This window comes from Saccharothrix saharensis, from assembly GCF_006716745.1.
Classification (GTDB): Bacteria; Actinomycetota; Actinomycetes; order Mycobacteriales; family Pseudonocardiaceae; genus Actinosynnema; species Actinosynnema saharense.
This window is the reverse complement of sequence record NZ_VFPP01000001.1, coordinates 4,449,579-4,474,556: the sequence shown is the minus strand read 5'-3', so window position 1 is coordinate 4,474,556 and position 24,978 is coordinate 4,449,579. Positions and strand designations below refer to the sequence as shown.

General features: G+C 71.3%; 26 protein-coding genes. 15 read left to right on the top strand and 11 right to left on the bottom strand.

Annotated elements, in window-relative coordinates:
• The first annotated feature begins 42 nt into the window (after positions 1-42).
• The 5 genes from lysS (at position 43) to FHX81_RS19475 (ending at position 5,128) form a co-directional block, all read left to right on the top strand.
• Positions 43-1,554, top strand: a complete 1,512-nt coding sequence (gene lysS, locus FHX81_RS19495) for a lysine--tRNA ligase (protein ID WP_141979528.1) — start codon at positions 43-45, stop codon at positions 1,552-1,554.
• Between the two features lie 114 nt (positions 1,555-1,668).
• Positions 1,669-2,016, top strand: coding sequence for a histone-like nucleoid-structuring protein Lsr2 (locus tag FHX81_RS19490; protein ID WP_073886911.1), 348 nt, complete (start codon positions 1,669-1,671; stop codon positions 2,014-2,016).
• Between the two features lie 273 nt (positions 2,017-2,289).
• Positions 2,290-3,279 carry a FecCD family ABC transporter permease gene (locus FHX81_RS19485; protein WP_246107888.1) on the top strand — a complete coding sequence of 330 codons (990 nt, stop codon included), beginning with the start codon at positions 2,290-2,292 and terminating at the stop codon, positions 3,277-3,279.
• A complete protein-coding gene (locus FHX81_RS19480; protein ID WP_141979526.1) occupies positions 3,276-4,325 on the top strand; it encodes a FecCD family ABC transporter permease in 1,050 nt (349 codons plus the stop codon). The genes FHX81_RS19485 and FHX81_RS19480 overlap by 4 nt, the downstream gene beginning before the upstream one ends.
• On the top strand, positions 4,322-5,128 hold the full coding sequence (locus FHX81_RS19475) for an ABC transporter ATP-binding protein (protein WP_141979525.1): 807 nt from the start codon (positions 4,322-4,324) through the stop codon (positions 5,126-5,128). Before FHX81_RS19480 ends, FHX81_RS19475 begins: the two co-directional genes overlap by 4 nt.
• A 145-nt stretch (positions 5,129-5,273) precedes the next feature.
• On the opposite strand, the gene FHX81_RS19470 is transcribed toward FHX81_RS19475, so the two are convergent.
• Positions 5,274-6,074 carry a (2Fe-2S)-binding protein gene (locus FHX81_RS19470; RefSeq protein ID WP_141979524.1) on the bottom strand — a complete coding sequence of 267 codons (801 nt, stop codon included), beginning with the start codon at positions 6,072-6,074 and terminating at the stop codon, positions 5,274-5,276.
• A 365-nt stretch (positions 6,075-6,439) separates the two neighbouring features.
• On the opposite strand from FHX81_RS19470, the gene FHX81_RS19465 reads away from it, so the two are divergent.
• Positions 6,440-8,998, top strand: coding sequence for an ATP-dependent Clp protease ATP-binding subunit (locus FHX81_RS19465; protein ID WP_141979523.1), 2,559 nt, complete (start codon positions 6,440-6,442; stop codon positions 8,996-8,998).
• Between the two features lie 91 nt (positions 8,999-9,089).
• Here FHX81_RS19465 and pcp read toward each other — a convergent pair whose 3' ends face one another.
• Positions 9,090-9,722 (bottom strand): pyroglutamyl-peptidase I, encoded by a 633-nt coding sequence (pcp, locus tag FHX81_RS19460; protein WP_141979522.1) that lies wholly within the window; start codon positions 9,720-9,722, stop codon positions 9,090-9,092.
• Positions 9,723-9,740: 18 nt separating this feature from the next.
• Between pcp and FHX81_RS19455 the strand changes: the two genes are divergently transcribed.
• Positions 9,741-10,718 carry an endonuclease/exonuclease/phosphatase family protein gene (locus FHX81_RS19455; protein ID WP_141979521.1) on the top strand — a complete coding sequence of 326 codons (978 nt, stop codon included), beginning with the start codon at positions 9,741-9,743 and terminating at the stop codon, positions 10,716-10,718.
• On the opposite strand, the gene FHX81_RS19450 is transcribed toward FHX81_RS19455, so the two are convergent.
• Genes FHX81_RS19450 through FHX81_RS19435 form a run of 4 tightly spaced genes read right to left on the bottom strand, consistent with a single transcriptional unit; the run spans position 10,690 to position 13,921 of the window.
• Positions 10,690-11,487 (bottom strand): SIR2 family NAD-dependent protein deacylase, encoded by a 798-nt coding sequence (locus FHX81_RS19450; RefSeq protein ID WP_211363512.1) that lies wholly within the window; start codon positions 11,485-11,487, stop codon positions 10,690-10,692. The genes FHX81_RS19455 and FHX81_RS19450 overlap by 29 nt on opposite strands.
• 10 nt (positions 11,488-11,497) lie before the next feature.
• On the bottom strand, positions 11,498-11,806 hold the full coding sequence (locus FHX81_RS19445; RefSeq protein ID WP_141979520.1) for an antibiotic biosynthesis monooxygenase family protein: 309 nt from the start codon (positions 11,804-11,806) through the stop codon (positions 11,498-11,500).
• A gap of 10 nt (positions 11,807-11,816) precedes the next feature.
• On the bottom strand, positions 11,817-12,428 hold the full coding sequence (locus tag FHX81_RS19440; RefSeq protein WP_141979519.1) for a CGNR zinc finger domain-containing protein: 612 nt from the start codon (positions 12,426-12,428) through the stop codon (positions 11,817-11,819).
• A gap of 17 nt (positions 12,429-12,445) precedes the next feature.
• The gene (locus tag FHX81_RS19435; RefSeq protein ID WP_141979518.1) at positions 12,446-13,921 is read right to left on the bottom strand and encodes a M1 family metallopeptidase; all 1,476 of its coding nucleotides are present in this window, start codon (positions 13,919-13,921) and stop codon (positions 12,446-12,448) included.
• Positions 13,922-13,938: 17 nt separating this feature from the next.
• Here FHX81_RS19435 and FHX81_RS19430 point away from each other — a divergent pair, with 17 nt between their 5' ends.
• Positions 13,939-14,685 carry an alpha/beta fold hydrolase gene (locus FHX81_RS19430; protein ID WP_141979517.1) on the top strand — a complete coding sequence of 249 codons (747 nt, stop codon included), beginning with the start codon at positions 13,939-13,941 and terminating at the stop codon, positions 14,683-14,685.
• On the opposite strand, the gene FHX81_RS19425 is transcribed toward FHX81_RS19430, so the two are convergent.
• The 3 genes from FHX81_RS19425 to FHX81_RS19415 are packed head-to-tail and all read right to left on the bottom strand — an operon-like array spanning position 14,634 to position 16,539.
• Complete coding sequence (locus FHX81_RS19425; RefSeq protein WP_141979516.1) at positions 14,634-15,131, bottom strand: 2'-5' RNA ligase family protein; 498 nt, start codon at positions 15,129-15,131, stop codon at positions 14,634-14,636. The two genes, FHX81_RS19430 and FHX81_RS19425, sit on opposite strands and share 52 nt — an antisense overlap.
• Before the next feature lie 3 nt (positions 15,132-15,134).
• Positions 15,135-16,010 carry an HhH-GPD family protein gene (locus FHX81_RS19420; protein WP_141979515.1) on the bottom strand — a complete coding sequence of 292 codons (876 nt, stop codon included), beginning with the start codon at positions 16,008-16,010 and terminating at the stop codon, positions 15,135-15,137.
• Between the two features lie 37 nt (positions 16,011-16,047).
• Positions 16,048-16,539, bottom strand: coding sequence for a beta-class carbonic anhydrase (locus FHX81_RS19415; protein ID WP_141979514.1), 492 nt, complete (start codon positions 16,537-16,539; stop codon positions 16,048-16,050).
• Between the two features lie 139 nt (positions 16,540-16,678).
• On the opposite strand from FHX81_RS19415, the gene FHX81_RS40620 reads away from it, so the two are divergent.
• On the top strand, positions 16,679-17,332 hold the full coding sequence (locus tag FHX81_RS40620; protein ID WP_170232096.1) for a hypothetical protein: 654 nt from the start codon (positions 16,679-16,681) through the stop codon (positions 17,330-17,332).
• A 226-nt stretch (positions 17,333-17,558) separates the two neighbouring features.
• Here the strand turns inward: FHX81_RS40620 and FHX81_RS19400 are convergent, their stop codons facing one another.
• Positions 17,559-18,662 (bottom strand): LacI family DNA-binding transcriptional regulator, encoded by a 1,104-nt coding sequence (locus tag FHX81_RS19400; RefSeq protein WP_141979511.1) that lies wholly within the window; start codon positions 18,660-18,662, stop codon positions 17,559-17,561.
• Between the two features lie 107 nt (positions 18,663-18,769).
• Positions 18,770-19,819: a LacI family DNA-binding transcriptional regulator gene (locus tag FHX81_RS19395; RefSeq protein WP_141979510.1), complete on the bottom strand. Its 1,050-nt coding sequence runs from the start codon at positions 19,817-19,819 to the stop codon at positions 18,770-18,772.
• A 238-nt stretch (positions 19,820-20,057) separates the two neighbouring features.
• Between FHX81_RS19395 and FHX81_RS19390 the strand changes: the two genes are divergently transcribed.
• The 6 genes from FHX81_RS19390 to FHX81_RS19365 all read left to right on the top strand — a co-directional run bounded on the left by FHX81_RS19390 (position 20,058) and on the right by FHX81_RS19365 (position 24,968).
• Positions 20,058-21,314 carry an extracellular solute-binding protein gene (locus tag FHX81_RS19390; protein ID WP_141979509.1) on the top strand — a complete coding sequence of 419 codons (1,257 nt, stop codon included), beginning with the start codon at positions 20,058-20,060 and terminating at the stop codon, positions 21,312-21,314.
• A gap of 65 nt (positions 21,315-21,379) precedes the next feature.
• Positions 21,380-22,297 (top strand): carbohydrate ABC transporter permease, encoded by a 918-nt coding sequence (locus tag FHX81_RS19385; RefSeq protein ID WP_425473830.1) that lies wholly within the window; start codon positions 21,380-21,382, stop codon positions 22,295-22,297.
• The gene (locus tag FHX81_RS19380) at positions 22,297-23,190 is read left to right on the top strand and encodes a sugar ABC transporter permease (protein WP_141979508.1); all 894 of its coding nucleotides are present in this window, start codon (positions 22,297-22,299) and stop codon (positions 23,188-23,190) included. The genes FHX81_RS19385 and FHX81_RS19380 overlap by 1 nt, the downstream gene beginning before the upstream one ends.
• Positions 23,191-23,352: 162 nt before the next feature.
• The gene (locus FHX81_RS19375; protein WP_141979507.1) at positions 23,353-24,042 is read left to right on the top strand and encodes a response regulator transcription factor; all 690 of its coding nucleotides are present in this window, start codon (positions 23,353-23,355) and stop codon (positions 24,040-24,042) included.
• Between the two features lie 51 nt (positions 24,043-24,093).
• Positions 24,094-24,564 carry a hypothetical protein gene (locus tag FHX81_RS19370; protein WP_141979506.1) on the top strand — a complete coding sequence of 157 codons (471 nt, stop codon included), beginning with the start codon at positions 24,094-24,096 and terminating at the stop codon, positions 24,562-24,564.
• Positions 24,561-24,968: a hypothetical protein gene (locus FHX81_RS19365; protein ID WP_141979505.1), complete on the top strand. Its 408-nt coding sequence runs from the start codon at positions 24,561-24,563 to the stop codon at positions 24,966-24,968. The genes FHX81_RS19370 and FHX81_RS19365 overlap by 4 nt, the downstream gene beginning before the upstream one ends.
• The last annotated feature ends 10 nt before the right edge of the window (positions 24,969-24,978 follow it).

Genomic DNA, 24,978 nt, shown 5'->3' with positions numbered 1-24,978 from the left:
CCGGTTCGATTTCCCGAGAGGTCTTTCCGTACTCTTCGTCGTGTGAGTGAGCAGCCAGCGACCGGTTCCGCGACCAGCGACGACGATCTCCCCGAGCAGCTGAGGGTGCGCCGGGAGAAGCGGGCGCGACTGCTGGAACGCGGTGTCGATCCGTATCCGGTCGAAGTACCGCGGACGCACGCGTTGCGCGAGGTCCGCGAAGCGCATCAGGGCCTGGAACCCGACACGTCGACCGGTGATGTGGTCGGGGTGACCGGCCGGGTCATGTTCATCCGCAACACCGGCAAGTTGTGCTTCGCGACGCTGCGCGAGGGCGACGGCACCGAACTGCAGGCCATGCTGAGCCTGAACGGCGTGGGCGAGCAGGCGCTCGCCGAATGGAAGTCCGACGTCGACTTGGGCGACCACGTATTCGTGCACGGCGAGGTCATCACGTCCCGCCGCGGCGAACTGTCCGTGATGGCGGACGGCTGGTCCATGACGGCGAAGGCGTTGCGCCCGTTGCCGGTCGCGCACAAGGAACTCGCCGAGGAAACCCGCATTCGGCAGCGGTACGTGGATCTGATCCTGCGCGAGCAGGCCAGGAACACGGTGCGCAACCGGGCCGCGGTGGTGCGGTCGTTGCGGGAGTCGTTCCACCGGCGCGGTTTCATCGAAGTCGAGACCCCGATGTTGCAGACGTTGCAGGGCGGCGCGAGCGCCCGGCCGTTCGTGACCCGGTCGAACGCGCTCGACATCGACCTGTTCCTGCGCATCGCGCCGGAGCTGTACCTCAAGCGGTGCGTGGTCGGCGGTATCGAGAAGGTCTTCGAGATCAACCGCAACTTCCGCAACGAGGGCATGGACTCGTCCCATTCGCCCGAGTTCTCCATGCTGGAGTACTACGAGGCGTACGCCACCTACGACACCAACGCGGTGCTGACCCGCGAGCTGATCCAGGAAGCCGCGATGGCGGTCGCCGGTTCGCACGTGGTGACGCTGGCCGACGGTTCCGAGTACGACCTCGGCGGCGAGTGGACGACGTTGAGCATGTACGACTCGTTGTCCGAGGCGGCCGGTGAAGAAGTCACGCCCGAAACTTCTTCGGAGCGGCTGCGCGAGCTCGCCGACAAGCACGGCCTGGAGACCGACCCGAAGCTCGGGCACGGCAAGCTGGTCGAAGAGCTGTGGGAGCACCTGGTCGGCGACTCCTTGCACGCGCCGACTTTTGTGCGTGATTTCCCGGTGGAGACCTCGCCGCTCACCCGCCAGCACCGCACCCGACCGGGGGTGGCCGAAAAGTGGGACCTCTACGTGCGCGGTTTCGAGTTGGCCACGGGATACTCCGAACTGGTGGACCCGGTGGTGGAGCGGGAGCGGTTGGAAGCCCAGGCCCGGCTCGGCGCGACCGGTGACGTCGAGGCGATGCCGGTCGACGAAGACTTTCTGCGATCACTGGAGTACGGAATGCCACCGAGCGGTGGTGTGGGAATGGGCATCGACCGGCTGCTGATGGCGCTCACCGGTCTCGGTATCCGGGAGACGATCCTGTTCCCCCTCGTGCGCCCGGAATGAGTAACTTCTCGGACTCCAGGCGGCGCATTCCCGCAGTTGTGCGCTAACCTGCACTCGCCAATGCTTTAGGTCGCGGTCGGGGAACACCGCGCATTCGAGTCCAGGAGGATACGCATGGCGCAGAAGGTCACCGTGACCCTGGTCGATGACCTGGACGGTGGGAAGGCCGAGGAGACGGTCGGCTTCGGATTGGACGGTGTGTCCTACGAGATCGACCTTTCTGCGGACAATGCGTCCAGGCTCCGCGACGCTCTCGCCGACTTCGTCGCCAGCGCCCGCAAGGCGGGTGGCCGCAAGCGCGGCCCGGGTCGTCCGGCCGGTGTGAAGGCGGCTCGTCCCGCTTCGGCGGATCGCGAGCAGAACCAGGCCATTCGGGAGTGGGCCCGCAAGCAGGGCATGAAGGTGTCCGATCGCGGTCGCATCCCGGCCGAGGTGCTGGAGGCTTACCACCAGCAGGGCTGACGCGGGTTGCGGACGTGGCGCAGGCCACCGCAATTACGTCGATCGACGAAGGGGCGCCGGATTCCTCCGGCGCCCCTTCGGTTGTTTTCCGCGACTCACCGGCCGCGCCGAAGATCCATTCCGCCGGCCCGTTGTGCGGAACGCGTGCCGGTGCGCTCAGGTGATCTTCGGCTCGGCCGTTCGGCGGCACGCGGCGTTCCCGGTCGTGTTCAGGCCGTGTTCGGTTAGGCTCACCTCACCGAAGGTCGGGTCGCGGTGGGAGGAGCGAGCGCGTTGGCCCTCCGCAGCACCCGCCTGGTCCTGCTCGTCGGGCTCCTCGCCGCCGTCGCGCTCGCCAGCGTCGCCATCGGCGCGAAGGACGTCCCGCCGGCCGACGTCTGGCACGCGCTGACCGCGCCGACCGGCCTGGAGAACGACCTCGTGGTCCGCGAGCTGCGGGTGCCGCGCACCCTGCTCGGCATCGCGGTCGGGGTGGCGCTGGGCGTCGGCGGCGCGCTGATGCAGGGCCACACCCGCAACCCGCTGGCCGACCCCGGCATCCTCGGCGTCACGCAGGGCGCGGCGTTCGCGGTCGTGCTCTCGATCTTCACGCTCGGCGTGACCGGCCTGCACGGGTACGTGTGGTTCGCGTTCGGCGGCGCGCTGGTGGCCAGCGTCGTGGTGTTCCTGCTCGGCTCGGGCCGCGACGGGCCCACACCGGTCACGCTGGCGCTGGCGGGCGCGGCGGTCAGCGCGCTCATGCACGGCCTGGTGTCCGCGCTGGTGCTGCTGGACCGGCAGAGCCTCGACGCGTTCCGGTTCTGGCAGGTCGGCGGCATCGCCGGGCGCGAGCTCGACCTGCTGTGGGAGGTGCTGCCGTTCCTGGTGCTCGGGCTGGTGCTGGCGGGTGCCAACGCGGCCGGGCTGAACGCGCTGGCGCTCGGTGACGACGTGGCCAGGTCGCTGGGGCAGCGGGTGGCGCTGACCAGGGTCGTCGGGGTGGTCGCGACGACGTTGCTGGTCGGCGGCGCGGTGGCGGTGTGCGGGCCGATCGGGTTCCTCGGGCTGGTCGTGCCGCACGCGGCCCGGGCGCTGACCGGGCCGGACCACCGGTGGCTGCTGCCGTTCGCGGGCGTGCTCGGGGCGATCGTGCTGCTGGTGGCCGACATCGTCGGCCGGGTGGTGGCGAGGCCGGGGGAGCTGGAGGTCGGGGTCGTCCTGGCCCTGGTCGGCGCGCCGTTCTTCATCGCCCTGGTGCGGCGGCGGAAGCTGGTGAGGCTGTGAACGGCTTCCGGCTCGGGCCGGTGTCCGGTCCGCTGCGGTGGCGGCCGGTGGCCGTGGTGGTCGCGGGGCTGGTGCTGGTGGTGCTCGCGGGCGCGGTGAGCGTGGCCCGCGGCGACTTCCCCATCCCGCTGGGCCAGGTGTTCGACGTGCTGCTGGGCGGCGGGCAGCGCGGCCAGCGGTTCATCGTGCTCGACCTGCGGCTGCCGCGGGCGTTGACCGGGGTGTTCGTCGGCGCGGCGCTCGGCGTGGCGGGCGCGGTGTTCCAGTCGATCGCGCGCAACCCGCTGGCCAGCCCCGACATCCTCGGCGTCACGTGGGGTGCGGGCGTCGGCGCGGTCACCGTGATCACGTTCGCCGGGTCGATGGGCGCGGTCGGCGGGACGGTGGCGACGGTCGGCGTGCCGGTGGCGGCGCTGGTCGGCGGCCTGCTGGCCGGCCTGCTGGTCTACGGGCTGGCGTGGCGGCGGGGGATCGAGGGGTTCCGGCTGGTGCTCGTCGGCATCGGCATCTCGGCGGTGACCGGCAACTTCACCCACTACCTGCTGACCGTCGGCGACGTCACCGACGCGGCGCGGGTGATGGTGTGGATCACCGGCAGCCTGAACGGGCGCGGGTGGGAGCACGTCGTGCCGGTCGGGCTGGCGCTGGCGGTGCTGGTGCCGGCCGCCCTGGTCGGCTCGCGGCTGCTCGGCGCGCTGCGGTTCGACGACGACACCGTGCGCGGGTTGGGCGTGCGGGTCAACGGGGCGCGCAGCGTGATGCTGCTGCTCGCGGTCGTGCTGGCGGCCGTGGCGACGGCCGCGGCCGGGCCGGTGGCGTTCGTGGCGCTGGCGTCACCGCAGATCGCGCTGCGGCTCGCGGGGACCGCCACGCCGCCGTTGCTCGGGTCGGCCGTGGTCGGCGGGGTGCTGGTGGTGGTGTCGGACCTGGTCGCGCGGCTGGCGTTCGGCGGGTTCGAGCTGCCGGTGGGCGTGGTGACCGCGGTGCTCGGCGCTCCTTATCTGATGTACCTGCTCGTCCGCAGTCGCCGGGAGGCACGGGTATGACCGCTGTTCGGCTGCGGGCGCAGTCGCTGTCCGTCGGGTACGGGGAGCGGCTGGTGGTGTCGGAGCTGGACCTGGACGTGCTGTCCGGTTCGGTGACGGCGGTGATCGGGCCCAACGGGTGCGGCAAGTCGACGTTGCTGCGGGCGCTGGGGCGGTTGCTGCCCGCCCGCGCCGGGGCGGTGCTGCTGGACGGCAAGCGGATCGACCGGACGCCGACCCGTGAGGTGGCGAAGGTGCTGGCGATGCTGCCGCAGTCGCCGCAGGCGCCCGAGGGGCTGACCGTGGCCGAGCTGGTCGCGCGGGGCCGGCACCCGCACCAGGCGTGGTACCGGCAGTGGTCGCCCGAGGACGAGGCGGCGGTGGCGTCGGCCCTGGAGATGACGGGCATGGCGGACCTGGCCGAGCGGACCGTGGACGAGCTGTCGGGCGGTCAGCGGCAGCGGGCGTGGATCTCGATGGCGCTGGCGCAGGGCACCGACCTGCTGCTGCTGGACGAGCCGACCACGTACCTGGACCTGGCGCACCAGATCGACGTGCTCGACCTCGTGCAGCGGCTGCACCGGGAGTTCGGCCGGACCGTGGTGATGGTGCTGCACGACCTGAACCTGGCCGCCCGGTACGCCGACCGCCTGGTCGCGATGAAGGACGGCCGGATCGCGGTCGCGGGCGCGCCCGCCGACGTGCTGACCGAGTCGACCCTGCTGGAGGTCTTCGGCCTGGACGCCCGCGTGGTACCCGACCCGGTCACCGGCACCCCGCTGGTGATCCCGATCGGCCACCGCCACCGCACCCCCGAACCCTGACCGGTGTGTCGAACGCCCAGGTCTCGCGTGTCGAACGCCCAGGACCCCCGAGTTCAACGCTCAGGACCCGCGTGACCGGACCTGAGCGTTGAACTCAGGAGTCCTGGAGGTTCGACACGCGGGACCTGAGCGTTCGACTCGCGGGTCAGCAGACGCGGGGGCAGGTGGTGCAGGCTTCGGCGTTCGGCAGCACGTAGTGGAAGCAGCAGCTCTCGCGGCGGCGGGTCCAGCCGGTCTCGGTGGCCCTCAGCGTCGACGCGGAGGTGAACGGGTCCAGCTTGGCCGGCAGCAGCAGCGCCGAGTCCACCACGCCGCCGGTCTCGTCGCCGCACAGCTGCCCCGCCGTCCACGCCGCGCTGTCCAGCGCGTCCGTGGCCGCCGCCCACAGCATCCGCCGCCCCAGCCGCACGGTCGGCCCGAACGCGGCCACGAACCGCGCGCTGTGCGCCGCGAACCGGGCCCGCATCAACGCCGCCAGCGCCGTCTCGTCGGCCACCACGGTCGCCGCCGGGTGGTTGCCCTCCGGGTCGTCCGGCAGGCACGCGAAGTCGTCGGTCAGCAGCGCCACGCCGACCACGTGCGGCCGGCCCTCCGCCGCCACCTTGACCGCCACGTCCTCGGGCCGCAGCGACGGCACCCGCCGCGCGGTGTGGAACAGCAGCCCGCCCAGCACGCCCACGACGTTGAGGTACCAGCTCATGACGTACCCGGCCGTGGTGCGGTCGGGTGCCTCGCCGTACTGCTCGCGCAGCCACTCGGCCAGCGCCTTGCGCCACCCGTCGAACCGCTCCGGCTCGCCCATGAGCTCCGAGCACAGCACCCAGTCGCCGCGCTCGGCCGGCAGGCCGAAGCGCAGCTCGAAACCCTCGTACAACGACACCCGCGCCAACGACCGCGCGACGGGCGTCGTCACGTCGCACGCGGTCGTCCTCACCGGTACGGTCATGTCCAGAAGGTCCTCGTCGGTTCGAGCGGGCCGAGTGGGTTCAGCGGAGCGTGGTTGAGGCTTGCCTAACCTTACCGAGGTTCACCTAACTTGCACCACGGCGGTGACACCGGTCACCCCTGTCGTCGCCCGACGGTGGAATGTTCGCGCTCAGCGGACAACACCCGTTCCGTGGAATCTGCCTGGCAGATCACGCGTTGATACCGATGTCAGAGATCCCCGAAGACGGCTGCCTGCGATCGGGAACTGAGAGTGTCGGGGCTGACGACTACAGTGGTCCCACGGTGCCGCGCTCTCCACGGTCAGCCAGACGGTCGGCCAGGGGTGAGCCCGAGGACCGCCGGCGCAGCAGTCAGGGAGTGCGAATGTTCGAAAGGTTCACCGACCGCGCGAGGCGGGTGGTTGTCCTGGCCCAGGAAGAGGCCAGGATGCTCAACCACAACTACATCGGCACCGAGCACATCCTCCTGGGGTTGATCCACGAGGGTGAAGGTGTCGCCGCCAAGGCGCTGGAGTCGTTGGGGATCGCGCTGGAGGGCGTCCGCCAGCAGGTCGAGGAGATCATCGGCCAGGGTCAGCAGGCCCCGTCCGGCCACATCCCCTTCACCCCGCGCGCCAAGAAGGTGCTGGAGCTGTCGCTGCGCGAGGCGCTGCAGCTCGGGCACAACTACATCGGCACGGAGCACATCCTGCTCGGCCTGATCCGCGAGGGCGAGGGCGTCGCCGCGCAGGTGCTGGTCAAGCTCGGCGCGGACCTCAACCGGGTGCGCCAGCAGGTCCTGCAGCTCCTGTCCGGCTACTCCGGCGGCAAGGAGCCCGCGGAGTCCGGCGGCCGCGGTGAGGGCACCCCGTCCTCGTCCCTGGTCCTCGACCAGTTCGGGCGCAACCTGACCGCCAGCGCGCGGGAGGGCAAGCTCGACCCGGTGATCGGGCGCACCAAGGAGATCGAGCGGGTCATGCAGGTGCTGTCCCGCCGCACCAAGAACAACCCGGTCCTGATCGGCGAGCCCGGCGTGGGCAAGACCGCCGTGGTCGAGGGCTTGGCCCAGATGGTGGTCAAGGGCGAGGTGCCCGAGACGCTGAAGGACAAGCAGCTCTACACGCTGGACCTGGGTTCGCTGGTCGCGGGCTCGCGCTACCGCGGTGACTTCGAGGAGCGCCTGAAGAAGGTGCTCAAGGAGATCCGCACGCGCGGCGACATCATCCTGTTCATCGACGAGATCCACACCCTGGTGGGCGCCGGCGCGGCCGAGGGCGCGATCGACGCCGCGTCGATCCTCAAGCCCATGCTGGCCCGCGGCGAGCTGCAGACCATCGGCGCGACCACGCTCGACGAGTACCGCAAGTACGTCGAGAAGGACCCCGCCCTGGAGCGCCGGTTCCAGCCGATCCAGGTCGGCGAGCCGTCGCTGGAGCACACGATCGAGATCCTCAAGGGTCTGCGGGACCGGTACGAGGCGCACCACCGCGTCTCGATCACCGACTCCGCGCTGGTCGCCGCGGCGACGCTGGCCGACCGGTACATCAACGACCGGTTCCTGCCGGACAAGGCGATCGACCTGATCGACGAGGCGGGCGCGCGGATGCGCATCCGCCGGATGACCGCGCCGCCGGACCTGCGCGAGTTCGACGAGAAGATCGCCGACGTGCGCCGGGACAAGGAGTCCGCGATCGACGCGCAGGACTTCGAGCGCGCCGCGAAGCTCCGCGACCAGGAGAAGACGCTGCTGGGCCAGAAGGCCGAGCGGGAGAAGCAGTGGAAGGACGGCGACCTCGACGTCGTCGCCGAGGTGGACGACGAGCAGATCGCCGAGGTGCTGGCGAACTGGACCGGCATCCCCGTGTTCAAGCTCACCGAGGAGGAGACCACGCGTCTGCTCCGCATGGAGGACGAGCTGCACAAGCGGATCATCGGCCAGGTCGACGCGGTCAAGGCCGTGTCGCAGGCGATCCGCCGCACGCGGGCCGGCCTGAAGGACCCGAAGCGGCCTTCCGGCTCGTTCATCTTCGCCGGCCCGTCCGGTGTGGGTAAGACCGAGCTGTCCAAGGCGCTGGCGAACTTCCTGTTCGGCGAGGACGACGCCCTGATCCAGATCGACATGGGCGAGTTCCACGACCGCTACACGGCGTCGCGCCTGTTCGGTGCCCCTCCCGGCTACGTCGGCTACGAAGAGGGCGGCCAGCTCACCGAGAAGGTGCGTCGCAAGCCGTTCTCCGTGGTGCTGTTCGACGAGATCGAGAAGGCGCACCAGGAGGTCTACAACACGCTGCTCCAGGTGCTGGAGGACGGCCGCCTGACCGACGGTCAGGGCCGGACGGTGGACTTCAAGAACACCGTCATCATCTTCACGTCCAACCTGGGCACGTCGGACATCAGCAAGGCCGTCGGCCTCGGCTTCACCTCGGGTCAGGACACCGCGTCCAACTACGAGCGCATGAAGAACAAGGTCAACGACGAGCTGAAGAAGCACTTCCGGCCCGAGTTCCTCAACCGCATCGACGACATCATCGTCTTCCACCAGCTCACGCAGGACGAGATCATCAAGATGGTGGACCTGATGATCGCCCGCGTCGAGACGCAGTTGAAGAACAAGGACATGGCGATCGAGCTCACGGACCGCGCGAAGAAGCTGCTGGCCAAGCGCGGGTTCGACCCCGTGCTGGGCGCCCGGCCGCTGCGCCGCACGATCCAGCGGGAGATCGAGGACCAGCTGTCGGAGAAGATCCTGTTCGGGGAGATCCAGCCCGGCCAGATCATCATCACCGACGTCGAGGGCTGGGACGGCGAGTCCGAGGCCGACGACAAGGCGCACTTCACCTTCCGCGGCGAGACCAAGCCGCTGCGGGTGCCGGACGCCCCGCCGGTCGACCTGGCCGCCTCCGGTGGCGACTCGGGCGGCGACGCGGACTCCGAGTCCGCCTGACGCACGGCAGACGCAACGCCCCTCGGGTTCGCCCGGGGGGCGTTTCGCCTGTTCAGCGGTTCAGCCTGTGCGGCGGTGCGGCGGTACGGGATCAGTGCAGGGTGCCGGCGGTGGTGCGCAGGTCGGTCGACGTGGTCAGCGCCGTGTGGACGATCAGCTCCAGCGCCCTGGCCGTGGTGGCCACGGGCAGGCTCGGGTGGCCGCCGGCCTCGGCCTGCGCGGGCGAGAACGGCACGTGCACGAACCCGCCGCGCACGCCCGGGTGCTCGGTCGCGATCAGGTGCATGAGCCCGTAGAACACGTGGTTGCACACGAACGTGCCCGCCGTGTGCGACACCGACGCCGGGATGCCCTCGGCCTCCAGCGCGGCCACGCACGCCTTCACCGGCAGCCCGGTGAAGTACGCCGCGGGCCCGCCCGGCACCACCGGTTCGTCGACGGGCTGCGCGCCCGCGTTGTCCGGGATGCGGGCGTCGTCCAGGTTCACCGCGACGCGCTCCGGCGTGATCCCGGCCCGTCCGCCCGCCTGCCCCACGCACACCACCAGGTCGTGGCGGCGGGCGGCCAGCGCTCCGCGAACGGCGGCGATCGCGTCGCCGAACACGCACGGCAGGCGCAGCCGCGTCAGCCGGTAGCCGTCCGGTCGCACCGCGTCGACCGCGTCCCACGACGGGTTGGTGTCCTCGCCGGCGAACGGTTCGAAGCCGGTCAGCAAAACGTCCACTCGGGCAGACTAGATCGTGTGGTCGACATCGAGGAACGCCGCACCAGGCACAGGGGGACGACGTTCCTGCTGGTAGTGGCGGCCATCGCGTTCCTGCTCGCGGCGTTCACCCGCCTGCTCGGCATCGACGGCGGCCGGTACATGGTCGCCACGACGGCGCTCACGCCCTACTTCACCGCCGCCGGCGTGCTGCTGGGCGCCCTGGCGCTGCTGCTGCGGCGCTGGGCGGTCGGCACGGTCACCCTGCTGGTCGCCGTGGTGCTGGTGGCGGCGGTCGCGCCGCGGGCGTTCCCCGACTCGCGGCCGGTCGGCGTGGGCCGCGAGGTGACCGTGATGGCGGCCAACCTGCTGGTGGGCAAGGCCGAGGCGGAAGCGGTCGTGGCGGCGGTGCGGGCGCACGACGTGGACGTGCTCGCCCTGCAGGAGCTGACCCCGGCGATGGTCCGCGACTTCGAGCGGGCCGGACTGGACGACGTGCTGCCCTACCGGCACTTCCTGGACGAGCCGGGCGGCTCGGGGTCCGGCATCGCGTCCCGCTACCCGGTGCTCCCGCGCACGCTCACGCCGCCGAGCACGTTGCGCCAGGCGGGCGCGCTGGTCGACCTGCCCGGCGCGGAAGACCTGGAGGTGCTGTCCGTGCACCCGCTGCCGCCCGTGGTGGACGAGGGGCCGCGGAACTGGCAGCGCGACCTGGCGGGCCTGCCCAGGAGGGCGCTGGACGGGCCGGTGCGGGTGCTCGGGGGCGACTTCAACGCCACCCTGGACCACGTCGGGCTGCGCCGGCTGCTCAACACCGGCTACGTGGACGCGGCCGACGAGGTCGGCGCGGGCCTGCACGCGACCTGGCCGTCCGGCGGCGCGCTGTGGCCGCCGCCGGTGGCCATCGACCACGTGCTGGTGGACGACCGGTGCCCGGTGGAGGACTTCGCCGTGGTCGACATCGCGGGCTCGGACCACCGGGCCGTGGTCAGCCGATTCGTCGTGCCAACCCGGTGAGCGCGGCCAGCGCGCCCAACGGCAACGACACCCCGCGCCCGTGGCGGACCTCCGGCTCCCGCGGGTTGATCCTGATCAACGCCCCGGACGCGGCACTGGCCAGCTCGGCCTGACGCCGCACGGTCGGCACCGCGACGCCCGCGCCGACTTCGAGCACAACCAGGTTCCGGTGCCCGCGCCGCCACTGGGCGAGCGCGTCCAGCGCCTTCTGCGACGGCCCGCCGATCCACGACCAGTCGCCGAACATGAGGATGTTCGGCCGAGCCAGGCCGCCGCAGTTGCGGCACGACGGCAGCGGGCCGACCGCGCGCATCGACTCGGGGTCCACCTCCACCACGACGTCGTAGGCGGGCCACACGTCGTCCGTGCACGGCTCCACGCACTGGAGGTGGTGGATCGACCCGTGCACCTCCGCCACGTCGGTGAACCCGGCCCGCTGGAACTGGCCGTCCACGTTCGACGTGAACACGCGTGCGCCCCACTCGCGCAGCACGCGGAACCCGTCGTGCGGCACGGTGCGCCGGTACAGGTCGAGCCGGTGCCCGTAGAAGCCCCACGCGAGCGCGGGGTCCTCCGCGAAGTGCACCGGGTCGGCCAGCTCCTCGAACCGCAGCCCGAGCCGTTCGTAGGGCGGGTACGCCTGCCAGAAGCCGGTGGCGCCGCGGAAGTCGGGCAGGCCGGAGTCGACGCCCATGCCCGCGCCCGCGCACACCAGCACCGCGTCGGCGGAGGAGATCAGCTCCGCCGCGCGGTCGAGCGCCTCGTTCACCCCCGCGAGGTCACTTCTTCGCTTCGGAGCTGAGCACGACCTCGAACTCCAGCAGGTCCGACCCGGTGCCGACGGGCTTGGCGCGCTCGCCGGAGTGCGCCTCCTTGGCCTTGCCGCCCATCCAGTTCCGGAAGTCCTCTTCGGTCTCCCACTGCGTCACCACGAAGTACCGGTCGTCGCCCTTGACCGGCCGCAGGAGCTGGAAGCCGAGGAAGCCGGGTTCGGAGTCGACCGCGCCGAGCCGCGCGGCGAACCGCTTCTCCAGCTCGGGGCCGGAGCCGTCGGGCACGTGGATCGCGTTGATCTTCACAACCGCCATGCCCCCGACGTTACTGCGCGTCGGCGGGTTCCGTCTCGTGGCGGGCCCGGTGGGCGCGGACCTTGTGGCGGTTGCCGCACCGCTCCATCGAGCACCAGCGGCGGTTGCCGGACCGGGAGGTGTCCACGAACAGCAGGCCGCAGTTCGACGCCGAGCACTCGCGCACGCCGCCCCGGGCCACCAGCTCGACCGCGTCCCGGGCCGCCGCGCCGAGCACCTGCGTGCCGGTGATGGGCTTGGCCCAGGTCAACGCGCGCGTCACCGGGTCGACGACCGGCCGCGGTGTCTCGGCGGTGGCCGCGTTGAGCGCGTCCACGCCGACCGGCGGCAGGTCGTCGCCGTGCGCCAACGCCCGCGCCACCCCCCAGAACGCGTCGCGCAGCTCCTTCACCGCGTGCAGCTCGGCTTCGGTGACCCGCACGTCGGCCGCGGTGAACGGCGCGGTCGCGGTCAGGCGCGAGTCGGCCAGCCACGCCGCCAGGTCGTCCGGCGCGTGCAGCTCCTCGAACACCCGCAGCTCGCCGGGACCGCCGCTGACCAGCAGTTCCATCGCGAAGCTGCCGGGGTCGAAGCGGAAGCCCTGCCCGTCCGGGCGGGTCAGCGTCCTCGTCCACGTCGCCATGTAACCACTCTAACCAGTTACCGGCGGAGCGGTCCGGGGTAGAGGAACTCGTCGGCGGGCACCTCGGCGCCGCGGAACCAGGCACCGAAGAACGCGTCCAGGTCCTGACCCGACACCCGCTCCACGTGCGCCTCGAACTCCGGCCACGACGCGTTGCCGTCGCGGTGCGCGGCCGTCCACTCCTTGACCAGGCGGTCGAACGCGGGGTCGCCGACCTGGCGGCGCAACGCGTGCAGCGCGAGCTGGCCCTTGTCGTAGACGCCCCGGAACTCGTTGCCCCGGCCCATGTCGTAGAGCTTGCGGTTCCAGTACGTCTCCCGGTCGTCGACCCGCTCGACCTCGGCGCGGTACCGCTCGTCCAGGTCGACGCCCTCCTTGGCCTCGGCCCACAGCCACTGGGCGTAGGAGGCGAAGCACTCGTTCAGGCAGATGTCGGCCCAGTTCTCCAGGCTCACCGAGTCGCCGAACCACTGGTGGGCGTTCTCGTGCACGACGGTGTCCAGGTCGGCCCACCCGGCGTAGATCGGCCGGGTCTGGGTCTCCAGCGAGAAGCCGATGTCGTCGGCCAGGAAGATCCCGCCCGCCGAGGAGAACGGGTAGGGCCCGAACTTCTCCGCCAGGAACCCGAGCACCTCGGGCAGCCGCTCCTGGTGCTGCCTGCCGTTCTCCGCGCCCGGCGCGTAGGCGTCCACGACCGGCGTGCCGTCGGGCAGGGTGGACCGCTCGACGATCCACTTGTCGATCGCGATCGTGGTCAGGTAGGTGGCCATCGGCTGGTCGGCGACCCAGCGGAACGACGTCCAGCCGTCGGTGGTGGTGGCGCCCGCCTCGACGCCGTTGGAGATCACCGACCAACCCTCCGGCACGCGGGCGGTCAGGGCGAACGTGGCCTTGTCGCGCGGGGTGTCGTTGGCCGGGAACCACGTGGTCGCCGAGTGCGGCTCGCCCGCCGCGAACGCGCCGCCGCCGGCCGAGACCTGCCAGCCGCTGCGCCCCAGCGCCCGGTCCTCGAACAGGGTCGGCTCGCCGCCGTACCGCACGGTGGTGGTGAACTCCTCGCCGGCGGTCAGGGGCGTGGCGGGCGTGACGACCAGTTCGTGGTCGCCCTCCTGGCGGTGCTCGGCGGCCTGGTCGCGCACGTCCACGCCGGTCACCTCCAGCGCGTACAGGTCGAGGTTGAACCTGGTGAGGTCGGTGGTCGCCCTGGCGGTGATCGTCGCGACGCCGTCGAGCCGCTTGGTCGCCGGGTCGTAGCTGACCGACACGTCGTAGCCGCTGACGTCGTAGCCGGTGTTGCCGTCCTGCGGGTAGTAGGCGTCACCCGCGCCGTCGCCGCCCTCGGCGTCCACCACCGGGGGCGTGGTGGTCGTCGTCCGCGCGGCGCTCGGCGCGCCTTCCTCGTCCCGGGGCAGCTTCGCCACCACGATCCCGGCCACCACCAGCACCACGATGATGACGATGAGGTACGGGCGCGCCCCGGGACTGATGGCCATGCCGACATGATGCACGCATGAGCGTTGCGGAGTTCGGGGGATCGGGGCAGGGCATCCTGCTGCTCCACGGCCTGATGAGCCGGGCCAGCACGTGGTGGACGGTGGCGCAGTGGCTCGAGCCGTACGGGCGGGTGGTGGCGCCGGACGCGCGCGGCCACGGCCGCAACCCGGTGCGCGGGCCGTTCCGGACGGAGGACTTCGTCGCCGACGCGGCCGAGGTGATCGAGCGGTTCGACCTCGCGCCCGCCGTGGTGATCGGGCACTCGATGGGCGGGCTGCACGCGTGGGCGCTCGCCGCGACCCGGCCCGACCTGGTGCGGGCGGTCGTCGCCGAGGACGTGGTGCCGGACAACCGGGGCCGCACGGTCGACGAGTGGAAGTGGTACTTCGACGCGTGGCCGCCCGCGTTCGAGTCGTTGGCGCACGTGCGGACGGTCGTGGACGTGCCGCGGGTGGAGGAGATGTTCGAGGAGCGCGAGGACGGCTGGCACCTCATCGCGCACCTGCCCGACCTGTACGAGATCGCCTCCGAGTGGGGCGAGCGGGCGTACTGGGACTACGTGGACGCGGTCCGGTGCCCGATGCTGGTGGTCGAGGCCGGGCTGGGCGGGCTGCGCGCCGGGCAGATGGCCGAGGTGGCGCGCCGGACGGGCGCGACGCACCTGGTGGTGCCGGAGTCCGGGCACGTCGTGCACGACGAGGCGCCGGAGGTCTACCGGGGCGCGGTGGAGGCGTTCCTGAGCGGGTCGATCGACCCGGTCTGAGTGTCCACGATCGCCATCTCGCGGGTCTTGGCGCGGATCGGCGTGATCGGGTGCAGCTCGGCGAACGCCGCCTTCACCTCGGCGTCCTCGCCGGTGAGCAGCGGGCAGTGGGGCACCCAGCTACCGGGCAGGTGCTGGGCGTGCGGGTGCTTCACCCGGCCCGCGAGGACGTCGTGCACGGCCGAGTGCACGGCCAGCAGCTCGGCGTCCACGACCGCGCCGAGCCGGAGGGCGTTCTCCGTGGCGCAGAGCGTGTGCAGCCAGACGTCGGGCAGCCACAGCCGGGACAGGTCCTCGCGCAGCTCGGCCCGCACCTTCGGCCCGATCGTGCCCGCCGCCGCGTAGGTCAGGTGGGGCGGCAGCTCGGACTTCGCGCCGATCCGCCGCCACAGCGTCCGCACGGCCCGCTCGGCCTCGGCGTCGAAGAAGACCACCAGGGCGTGCACGGGTCAGTGCTCCCCGGGCAGTGCGAACAGGCCCTCGCGCGTCTGCTCGACCAGGCCGTCCACGAGCAGGGAGTGCAGGCAGCGGTCCCGCTGGCCCGCGTCCGACCAGACCACGTCCAGCCGCGCCTTCGCGACCGGTTCGCTGGTGCCGCGCAGCACGTCCAGCAGCAGGCCGCGCACCTGCCGGTCGGTGCCCGCGAACTTCTGCACCGCCTTGGCCGGGCCGTCGTACGCGGGCCGGCCGTTGAGCTGCCACGCGCACCCGTCGAACACCGGGCAGTCGGCGCACTTGGGCGCGCGGGCCGTGCAGACGACCGCGCCCAGCTCCATGAGCGCGGCCGAGTAGACGGCGGCGCGCCCGTCCTCCTCCGGCAGGAGCGCTTCGACGTCCTTCATGTCCTTGGTGGTGGACGGCGGGCCCGCGTCGCCCGCGCCGTGCACGGCCCGCGCCACGACCCGGCGGACGTTCGTGTCGACCACCGGGCACCGCTGCCCGTACGCGAACGCCGCCACCGCCCGCGCGGTGTACGCGCCGATGCCGGGCAGGGCCAGCAAGGTGTCCACGTCGCTCGGGACGACGTCGTCGTGGTGCTCGGCGACGGCCTGCGCGGCGGCGTGCAGCCGGAGGGCGCGACGGGGGTAGCCGAGCTTGCCCCAGGCCCGCAGGACCTCGCCCTGGCTCGCCTTCGCCATCGCCGACGGCGTGGGCCACCGGGCCAGCCACTCGCGCCAGATCGGCTCGACCCGGGCCACCGGGGTCTGCTGCAGCATGATCTCGCTGACCAGCACGCCCCAGGCCGTGCACTCCGGCCGGCGCCAGGGCAGGTCGCGGGCGGTGTCGGCGAACCAGTCGAGGAGGAGCTCGGCGTCCAGGCTCATAGCGCCGCACAGTCTCCCAGACCGGTTCGCCGACCGGTCACACGACTTCGGTCAACCGGCCCGTGTGCACGTCGTAGACGAAGCCGCGCACGTTGTCGCGGTGCGGCAGGTAGGGGCTGTGGCGGACCCGGTTCATCGAGCCGCGGACGCTGTCCTTCACCTCGCGGAACGCCTCCACCGACCAGGGCGGGCGCATGCCGGAGGCCTGTTCCAGCTCGTCCTTGAACTCGTCCTCGGTGACCAGCTGCAAGCCGCAGTCCGTGTGGTGCACCAGCAGCACCTCGCGGGTGCCGAGCTTGCGCTGGCTCAACGCGAGCGAGCGGATCATGTCGTCGGTCACCACGCCGCCCGCGTTGCGCAGCACGTGCGCCTCACCCTGCTCGAGGCCGAAGATCTCGAACACCCGGATGCGGGAGTCCATGCAGGTCAGGATCGTCACCTGCATCGAGGGCTTCGGCGAGGACCGGTCGCCGGGGACGACGTCGCCCAGCTCGGCGTTGCGGCGCAGCAGCTCGTCGATCGCGGTCATCGCGCACCTCCCGTTGTCCCCCGGATTGGAACCCGCCTCCCGCATGGCGGGCAAGGGGATCGGGCGCACCTCACGTTCACCACATCGGGCGACCGAGGCCTACCGGGGAATTCCACGTGACCCGGCTACGTTCGACCGCGTGACCGAGCCCACAGGCCCGCACCCGCGGTCGGTGTACTGGCGACGTCGCGCGCTCGCCGTCGCCGGGTCACTGGTCGCGCTGATCGGCGTGGTGTGGCTGGTCGGCGCGCTGATCGGCCGGGGTGACCCGGCTCCGGTGGTCGTGCGGCCGTCCAGCCCGCCCTCGCCCGCCGCCACGCCGGTGGTCGCCCCGTCGTCCGCGACCACCCCGCCGCCCACGCCGGTTCCCCCGCCGTCACCGACCCCGCCCCCGGGCCCGCCGCCGCCGTGCGACGACGCGCAGGTGGCCGTGGCGGCGGAGGTGGGCGAGCCGACGATCCCGGCCGGCCAACCCGTCCGGTTCACGATCGTCGTGTCCAACACCGGCCCGCTGCCGTGCGCCAAGGAGATCGGGCGCGCGGTGCGGGAGTTGGTGGTGACGAGCGCGGACGGCGTGACGCGGCTGTGGTCGAGCAACGACTGCTTCGTCACCGACGGCTCGGAGGTGCGCGTGATGCGGCCGGGCGAGCGGTTCACCTACGGCGTGCGGTGGCCGGGCAGCACCTCGGAACCGGGGTGCCGCCGGAGCTCCCGGCTCGGCGCGGGTGACTACCTGCTGACGGCGGTCGTCGGGGGCAAGGCGGGCAACCCGGTGATCTTCCGCGTGACGTGAGGCCCACGGCTCCCGGCCGGGCACGGGACCGAGGACGGCGCAGCGGGCGGAGGCGGAGCTGCCGCCGCCGTACCGGAGGCGGTCGGCGAGGCCGGGTGGGTGCGGTCGGACGCGGTCGGGGCACACCTCGACGCCCTCCGCGCAGCGGTCCACGTGGTGGAACGACCGCGGGGGCCCCCTTCCGGGGACCCCCGCGGAGGGTCGGGACGTCGTCAGGCGGATCGGGTCACGGGCCGAACCAGCGTTCCTCGGCCGTGCCGCGCGGTGGGGCGGCGGTCGTGCCGTGGACCAGTTCGGTGGACAGGGTGACGGCGCGGGGGCGGGTGCGTTCGGCCGAGTCGAGGAGCAGCTTGCCGGCCGCGCGGCCCTTCTCCAGGACCGGTTGGCGCACCGTCGTCAGGCCCGCCTGCTCCGCCTCGCGGATGCCGTCGAAGCCGGTCACGGTGATGTCCGCGGGCACCCGCAGGCCGCGCCGCCGGAGTTCCGCCATGGCGCCGAGGGCCAGTATGTCCGACGTGCAGATCAGCGCGGTGATCTGCGGGTCGCGCTCCAGCACCTGCGCCGCCGCCGACGCGCCCGACGCCATGGTGTGGTCGAACCGCTCGGCCACCGGCACGGTCGCCCAGTCCACGCCGACCGACGCGAACGCCTGCGCCAGCCCCGCCAGCCGGGACCGCTGCACGTGGAAGTGCGCCGCCTGCTGCCGCTCCGGCGTCACGAAGTCGTCGTTGCGGTCGCGGGCCAGGCGCATGCACACCACGCCGACCCGCCGGTGCCCCAACGAGATCAGGTGCTGCGCCAGCGCGTGCATGGCCGCCTGGTCGTCGATGCCGACGCGGTCGACGTTGCCGAGGTCGGGCTGGTCGCACACGACGGTCGGCACGGGCCGCTCCAGCACGGCCGCGAGGTGCGGGTCGTCGTCGGGCACCGAGTACACGACGAAACCGTCCACACCGGCCCGGTGCACGGCCGCCACGTCCTCGCGCTCGGGGTTCGCCGGTACGAGCAGCAGCCCGGTCCCGGCGTCCTCGCAGGCCAGGGCCAACCCCTCCAGGAACCCGATCGCCGCCGGGTCGCGGAACGCGTAGGACAGGTTCTCGGTGAGCAGCAGGCCCACCGCACCGGCCTTCCTGGTCCGCAGTGAACGGGCCACCGGGTCGGGCCCCGGGTACCCGAGTCGTCTAGCTGTCTCCAACACCCGGCGTCGCAGCTCTGGCGAGAGCTGGTCGGGACGGTTGTACGCGTTGGACACCGTTGTCCGGGAAACACCCAGCTCCGCCGCCAGTGAGGCGAGCGTCGCGGGGCGTCGCACATGCATCGACCGCGCCATGAAGTGACCGTAACGGTTCAGAACCAATTACAGAAGTGGGGGTGACCGGCGTCCCTCCAGATTGTCATCAGTGCAGATGGTAACTGGTTACCTCCGAGTACAGTGGTCTAAACCAATAGGGGTGCGGCGGACGACTCGCGCACCACCAGGCGCGGTCGGAAAACGCGCGTGTAATTGCCCGCCGGGCGTCTGCGCCGATCGGGGTCGAGCCGGTGCACCAACTCGTCCACGGCCGCCGACGCCATCTCCTCGATCGGCTGCGCGAGCGTGGTCAACGACGGCGAGCAGTACGACGCCAGCGGGATGTCGTCGAACCCCACCACGGACAGGTCGCGCGGCACGGTCAACCCGCGCCGGTGCGCCTCCCGCAGCACGCCGATCGCCATGTGGTCGGACGAGCAGATCACCGCCGTCGGCCGCACGGTGTCCAGCAGCACCGACACCGCCTCCGCGCCGCCCTCCGGCCCGAACGGCCCGTGCGCGACGAAGTCCGAGGTCGCCGGCAACCCGTCCTCCTCCAGCGCCGCCGCCCACCCGGCCCGCTTGAGCCGCGACGGCAACGACCGCGCCGGACCCGACACGAACCCGATCCGCCGGTGCCCCAGCTCCACCAGGTGCCGGGTCGCCGCGTAACCCGCGTGCTGCTCGTCCACCGTCACGTCCGGCACGTCCAGCGACGGCGTGGCCCCGTTCAGGAACACCATGTGCACGCCGTCGGCCAGCAGCTTCGCGTAGTACGACGGCCGCGGCGCCTGGCCGAGCGGCACCTCGACGTTGGTGATCTCCGGCGACACGAACACCATGCCCTCCACGCCGCGCGCGAGGAGCATCCGCACGTACTCCTCCTCGCCCATCGCGCCCGCGCCGGTGGCCCGCGTGTTGCACAGCAGCGACGAGTACCCCAGCCGCGCGGCCCGCACCTCCAGCGCCTCGGCGAACGCCGGGAACACCGGGTTCGACAGCTCCGGCACCAGCAGCCCGATCACACCGGTCCGCTGCAACGCGCCCAACCCGCGTGGCGTGTAAGGCATTTCCGCAAGCACCGCGAGCACGCGCTGGCGCGTCTCGTCGTTCACGCCCGCCCGGCGGTTGAGCACCCGGCTGACCGTGGAGATGCTCACCCCGGCTGCCCTGGCGATCTCGGACAGACCGGACACCCTGCCTCCTCGCTGCTCACTGGCGCTGACCCGTTGGTGACGTGCAGCCTGCCGTCAGCGGCAAATTTTTGCAACGCCCACCTCGGTTTCCGCTGCCCGCCCGCTGCCGTTACGGCTTGGTTACGTCAAGACCCTTGACCCGGACCTGGTCGGCGGGTTGAAATCCGCGTCAACAATTTCGCAAGTTCTTGCAAGAGCCTTCATCCCGGTGGAGGCCGCAGGAGGGACGACAGCAACGATGCGACGTACCACCCTCGTGACCGCAGCGGCGGCCGTCTCCGCCCTCGTCCTCACCGCGTGCGGTGGTGGCGACGGCGGATCGGCGTCCGGCGACTCCGGCGAGATCACCTTCTGGGACACCAGCGGCCCGAACGAGAGCCCGGTGTTCACCACGATCGCGCAGGAGTGCGCGACCAAGGGCGGCTACAAGGTCAAGACCGAGACGGTCGCGTTCGACCAGGCGCTCAACAACTACCGCACCGCCGCGCAGGGCGGTCAGGGCCCGGACGTCTTCCGCGCCGAGGTCGCGTGGGTGTCGCAGCTGGCCAAGCTCGGCTACGTCGTCGACCTGACCGGCACCGAGCTGGCGAGCGACACGTCCGACTTCCTGGAGACCCCGCTGGGCTCCACCAAGTTCGACGGCAAGCCCTACGGCGTCCCCCAGGTCACCGACTCGCTGGCGCTGTTCTACAACAAGAAGCTGCTGGCCGACGCCGGTGTCGAGCCGCCGAAGACGTGGGACGACGTGAAGGCCGCCGCGGCCAAGCTCGGCGGTGAGAAGACGATCTTCATCAACAACGACGCCTACTACGCGCTGCCGTTCATCTACGGCGAGGGCGGCGACCTGGTCGACGCCGACGCGAAGAAGATCGTGGTCAACTCGGCGGAGAACGTGAAGGCGCTGGAGACCGCCAAGGGCCTGCTGGACGCCAAGGCCGCGTCCACCGCGCTCGACCCGGCGAACTCCTACAACAACATGCAGGCCGCGTTCACCTCCGGCGAGGTCGCCATGGTGGTCAACGGCCCGTGGTCGGTCGCCGACTACCTCAAGGGCGCCGCGTTCACCGACGCCGCGAACCTGGGCATCGCGCCCGTCCCCGGCGCCACCGCGGGCAAGGGCTCCGCGCCGGTCGGCGGCCACGACTACGTGATCCGCCAGGGCACCAAGGCCAAGGACTCGTCGGTCAAGTTCATCGCCTGCATGAGCAGCACCGAGTCGCAGGCGCGCATCGCCAAGGAACTGGGCCTGCTGCCCACCCGCAAGTCGGCCTACGACAACGCCGACGTGAAGGCGAACGCGGTCGTGTCCGCGTTCGAGCCGGTCGTCACCTCCGCCCACCCGCGCGCGTGGATCCCCGAGGGCGGCCAGCTGTTCGACCCGCTGAAGATCGCCTACGCCGACGTGCTGGCCGGCAAGAAGGACGCCAAGGCGGCGCTGGACGACGTGGCCAAGGCCTACAAGGACACCGTCGTCACCGAGTACACCGTCGGCTGACCATCCCCCTCGGCGCCCGGCCCGCACGTGGGCCGGGCGCCGAGGGGCGGCGAAGGGAGACTTCGGTGCGCAGGTTCCTGGACCGGCACTGGTACGCGTACGCGATGGTGCTGCCGGTCGTGGTGGTCATCGCGGTGTTGGTGCTGTTCCCGCTCGCCCAGGGCGTGTTCTTCACCTTCACCAACATCAACGAGGGCAACATCGCCAACCCGATCCTGGACCGACCGGCGACCTACGTCTCCGTTGGCCTGGACAACTACCTGAACATCCTGTCCGGCGACGCGAGCTACGGCGCGTTCTGGGGCACGCTGGTCCGCACGCTGATCTGGACGTTCGGCTGCGTGTTCTTCCACTACACGATCGGCCTCGGCCTCGCGCTGCTGCTCAACCGCGAGGTGCGCGGCCGGGCGGTGTACCGGGTGCTGCTGATCCTGCCGTGGGCCGTGCCCGCGTTCATCAGCGCGTTCGCCTGGAAGTACATGTTCAACGCGCAGTACGGGATCATCAACCAGGTCCTGCGCTTCTTCGGCCTGCCCGACCCGGTGTGGCTCGGCCAGTCGGACTGGGCGCTGGTCGCGGTGATGATCGTGAACACCTGGCTCGGCGTGCCGTTCATGATGGTGGCGCTGCTGGGCGGGCTGCAGTCGATCCCCGGTGACCTCTACGAGGCCGCCGAGGTCGACGGCGCGACGGCGTGGCAGCGGTTCCGCAACGTGACGCTGCCCGGCCTGCGGTCGGTGTCCAGCACCGTGGTGCTGCTGGGCATCATCTGGACGTTCAACATGTTCGCGATCATCTACCTGATCACCGGGCCGAACCCGAACACCCGGATCCTGGTGACCTACGCGTTCGAGCGGTTCTTCTCCGGCGCGTCCCGCGACTTCGCGGTGGCGTCGACCTACGGCGTGCTGATCCTGTCCGTGCTGCTCGTGTTCGCGGGCGTGTACCGGCGTGCGCTGCGCAAGCAAGGCGAGGTGTGGTGATGACGGTCGAAGCCGCGTCGTTGAAGGCGGTCCCGCGGGCTCGCGCGCCGAAGCGCTCGCAGCGGTCGCTGCCGGCCGGCGTCGGTCTGCACGCCGCGCTGGTGGTGGCGTCGCTGATCGCGGTGTTCCCGGTGTTCTGGGTGCTGGTGACGTCGTTCAAGCCCGATGCCAAGGCCGTGGAGACCACGCCGAAGCTGCTCAACGACTCCAGCCTGGACAACTACGGGCGCATCCTGGCGGGGGAGAAGGGCGACTTCCTCGCGTGGTTCGGCAACTCGGTGCTGATCGCGCTGATGACCACGGTGCTGGCGGTGTTCCTGTCGGCGACGACGGGCTACGCGGCGTCGCGGTTCCGGTTCCCGGGCAAGCGGTCGCTGATGCTGTCCTTCCTGGTCGTGCAGATGTTCCCGTTCGCGGTGCTGATCGTGCCGCTGTACAACATCCTGCTGGCGCTGGGGTTGCAGGGCACGTCGCTCGGCCTGGTGCTGGTGTACTGCACGACCGCGGTGCCGTTCTGCACGTACATGCTGAAGGGCTACTTCGACACCATCCCGACCGACATCGACGAGGCGGGCCGGGTGGACGGCCTGTCGCCGTTCGGCGTGTTCTGGCGGCTGGTGCTGCCCCTGGCCCGGCCGGGGCTGGCCGTGACGGCGTTCTACGCGTTCCTGACGGCGTGGGGCGAGGTGGCGTTCGCGTCGGCGTTCCTGTCGGCGGCGGACGAGTCGAAGACGCTGGCCGTGGGGCTGCAGGTGTTCGTGCAGCAGAACCGGACCGAGTGGGGCCACCTGGCGGCGGCCTCGATCCTGGTCGCGATCCCCGCGATCGTGGTGTTCTACCTGGTGCAGCGGTTCCTGGTGACCGGTCTGTCCTCGGGCGCGGTCAAGGGGTAGCCGGGCGCGCCCTTCGGGGGCGGTGGCCGCTCCGGCCGCCGCCCCCGACGACTTCCCGGCCGGTCGCGACCACCGGTCACCGTCGCGGTCGACCGGTCGGGACACCCGGCAAGTGCCTTGTCCGCTTTGCCCGGGCTGGGTAGCGTCCCCACCGTTTGCTGAATGCGGATCGCGCTCGCGTTCGGGGCTGTGAAACGGGGGGATCGGATGTTTCGGGATGTTCCGGCGCACAGGACCGGCAAAGATGGCGCCGCAACGGTCGGCGTGGTGTTGGGGATAAGCGATCCCGTCCCGCTGGCGGGACTCGTTTCGGTGTTGAAGTCCGCTTCCGGTGTGCGAGTGGTCGGCACGGCCGACACCGTGCCGGCGGTCGAGCGGTTGATCCGGGTCGAAAGACCCGAGGTGGCGGTGTTGGACATCTCCATGGGTGAGCCGCTCGACCTCCTCCGGCGCGTGGTCGAATTGCGCGGGCAGCACGCCGGCACGGTGTTCACCCTGTTCACGTCGGATGCGCCTTCATCGGAACTGTTGTCGGCGGCGAACGCGGCAGGTGTCCGCTCGTTCCTGTCGAACCGGGACGTGGCCTCGGATGTGATCGGCGTGGTGCGCTCCCCGTTGCGGCTGGCGGTCGGCGGACGCGTCCCCGAACCGAGCCTCACGCCGCGGGAGAGCGACGTCCTGCCACTGGTGGCCGACGGGTGGACCGATCGCGAGATCGGTGAGCGGCTGCGGTTGGCGGAGCGCTCGGTCAAGTTCCACATCTCCAACATGCTGGCCAAGTTCAACGCCCGCAACCGGGCGCACCTGGTGTACCTGTCCTATCGGACAAGGTCCTTCGACCTGTCCCGGTGAGAAAACCTGTCCGAACGACACGGGACATTCCGCTCGTTTTTCTCCAGGCTGGTGGTAGTCGCGATCCGCGACTGTCGCGAACTCTGGAGAATGATGAGAAGGATATTCGAGGGATTTGCCTCCCTGATCGCCGGTATCGGTGTGCTGCTGGCGTTGAGCGCGCTTGTCGCGCCGGCCGCCATGGCGAACCCGAGAACCTGTGACCCGGGTGAGGTGTGTCTCTGGACAGCGGACCTCGGCGGGATCTACAGCACGCCGATCGATGAAGCCGACTACTCGGTCCGGTATTTCGTGGACGTGGGCAACACGTCGCACTACAAGTACATCAAGCTGAACGACAAGGTGCGCAAGGCGTACAACAACGGTTGCTCGGCGCCGGAATGCGGCGCTTACATCGTGGCGTTCTTCCGGGACAGCTTCGGCGGTGGCGGGCGCGTCTCGACCATCGTGCCCGGCCAAGAGGCGTGGATGACGACCAACACCGACGCCGGCGCCAGCTCGCACTACTGGGTGTGGGCGTGAGGAGGGCCGCCGCCGCGGTCGGGCTGCTCGGCGCCGGCATCCTCTCGGCCCTCGTGCTCGCCCCGTCGGCGCAGGCCGACCCGAAGACCTGCGACAGCGGCGAGGTGTGCCTCTACACCTACGACGCGCTCGCGACCTACACCACCGCGGGCAACGTCGACAACTACGTCAACGCGTACTGGACGGACCGCGGCGACGCCATCGTGCACCGCTTCACCAGCTTGAACGACAAGGCGGCCACCGCGGTCAACAACGGGTGCCAGTGCGGCCCGTCCGTCGTCGCCCTGTACCGCGACAGCTTCGGTGGCGGCGGCGTGATCGCCAAGGTCGGCATCGGTGGACGCGCGACCGCGCCCACCGGATCCGACGCCGGCGCCAGCTCGCACAGCTGGGTCTGGTCCTGATCCGGCACTC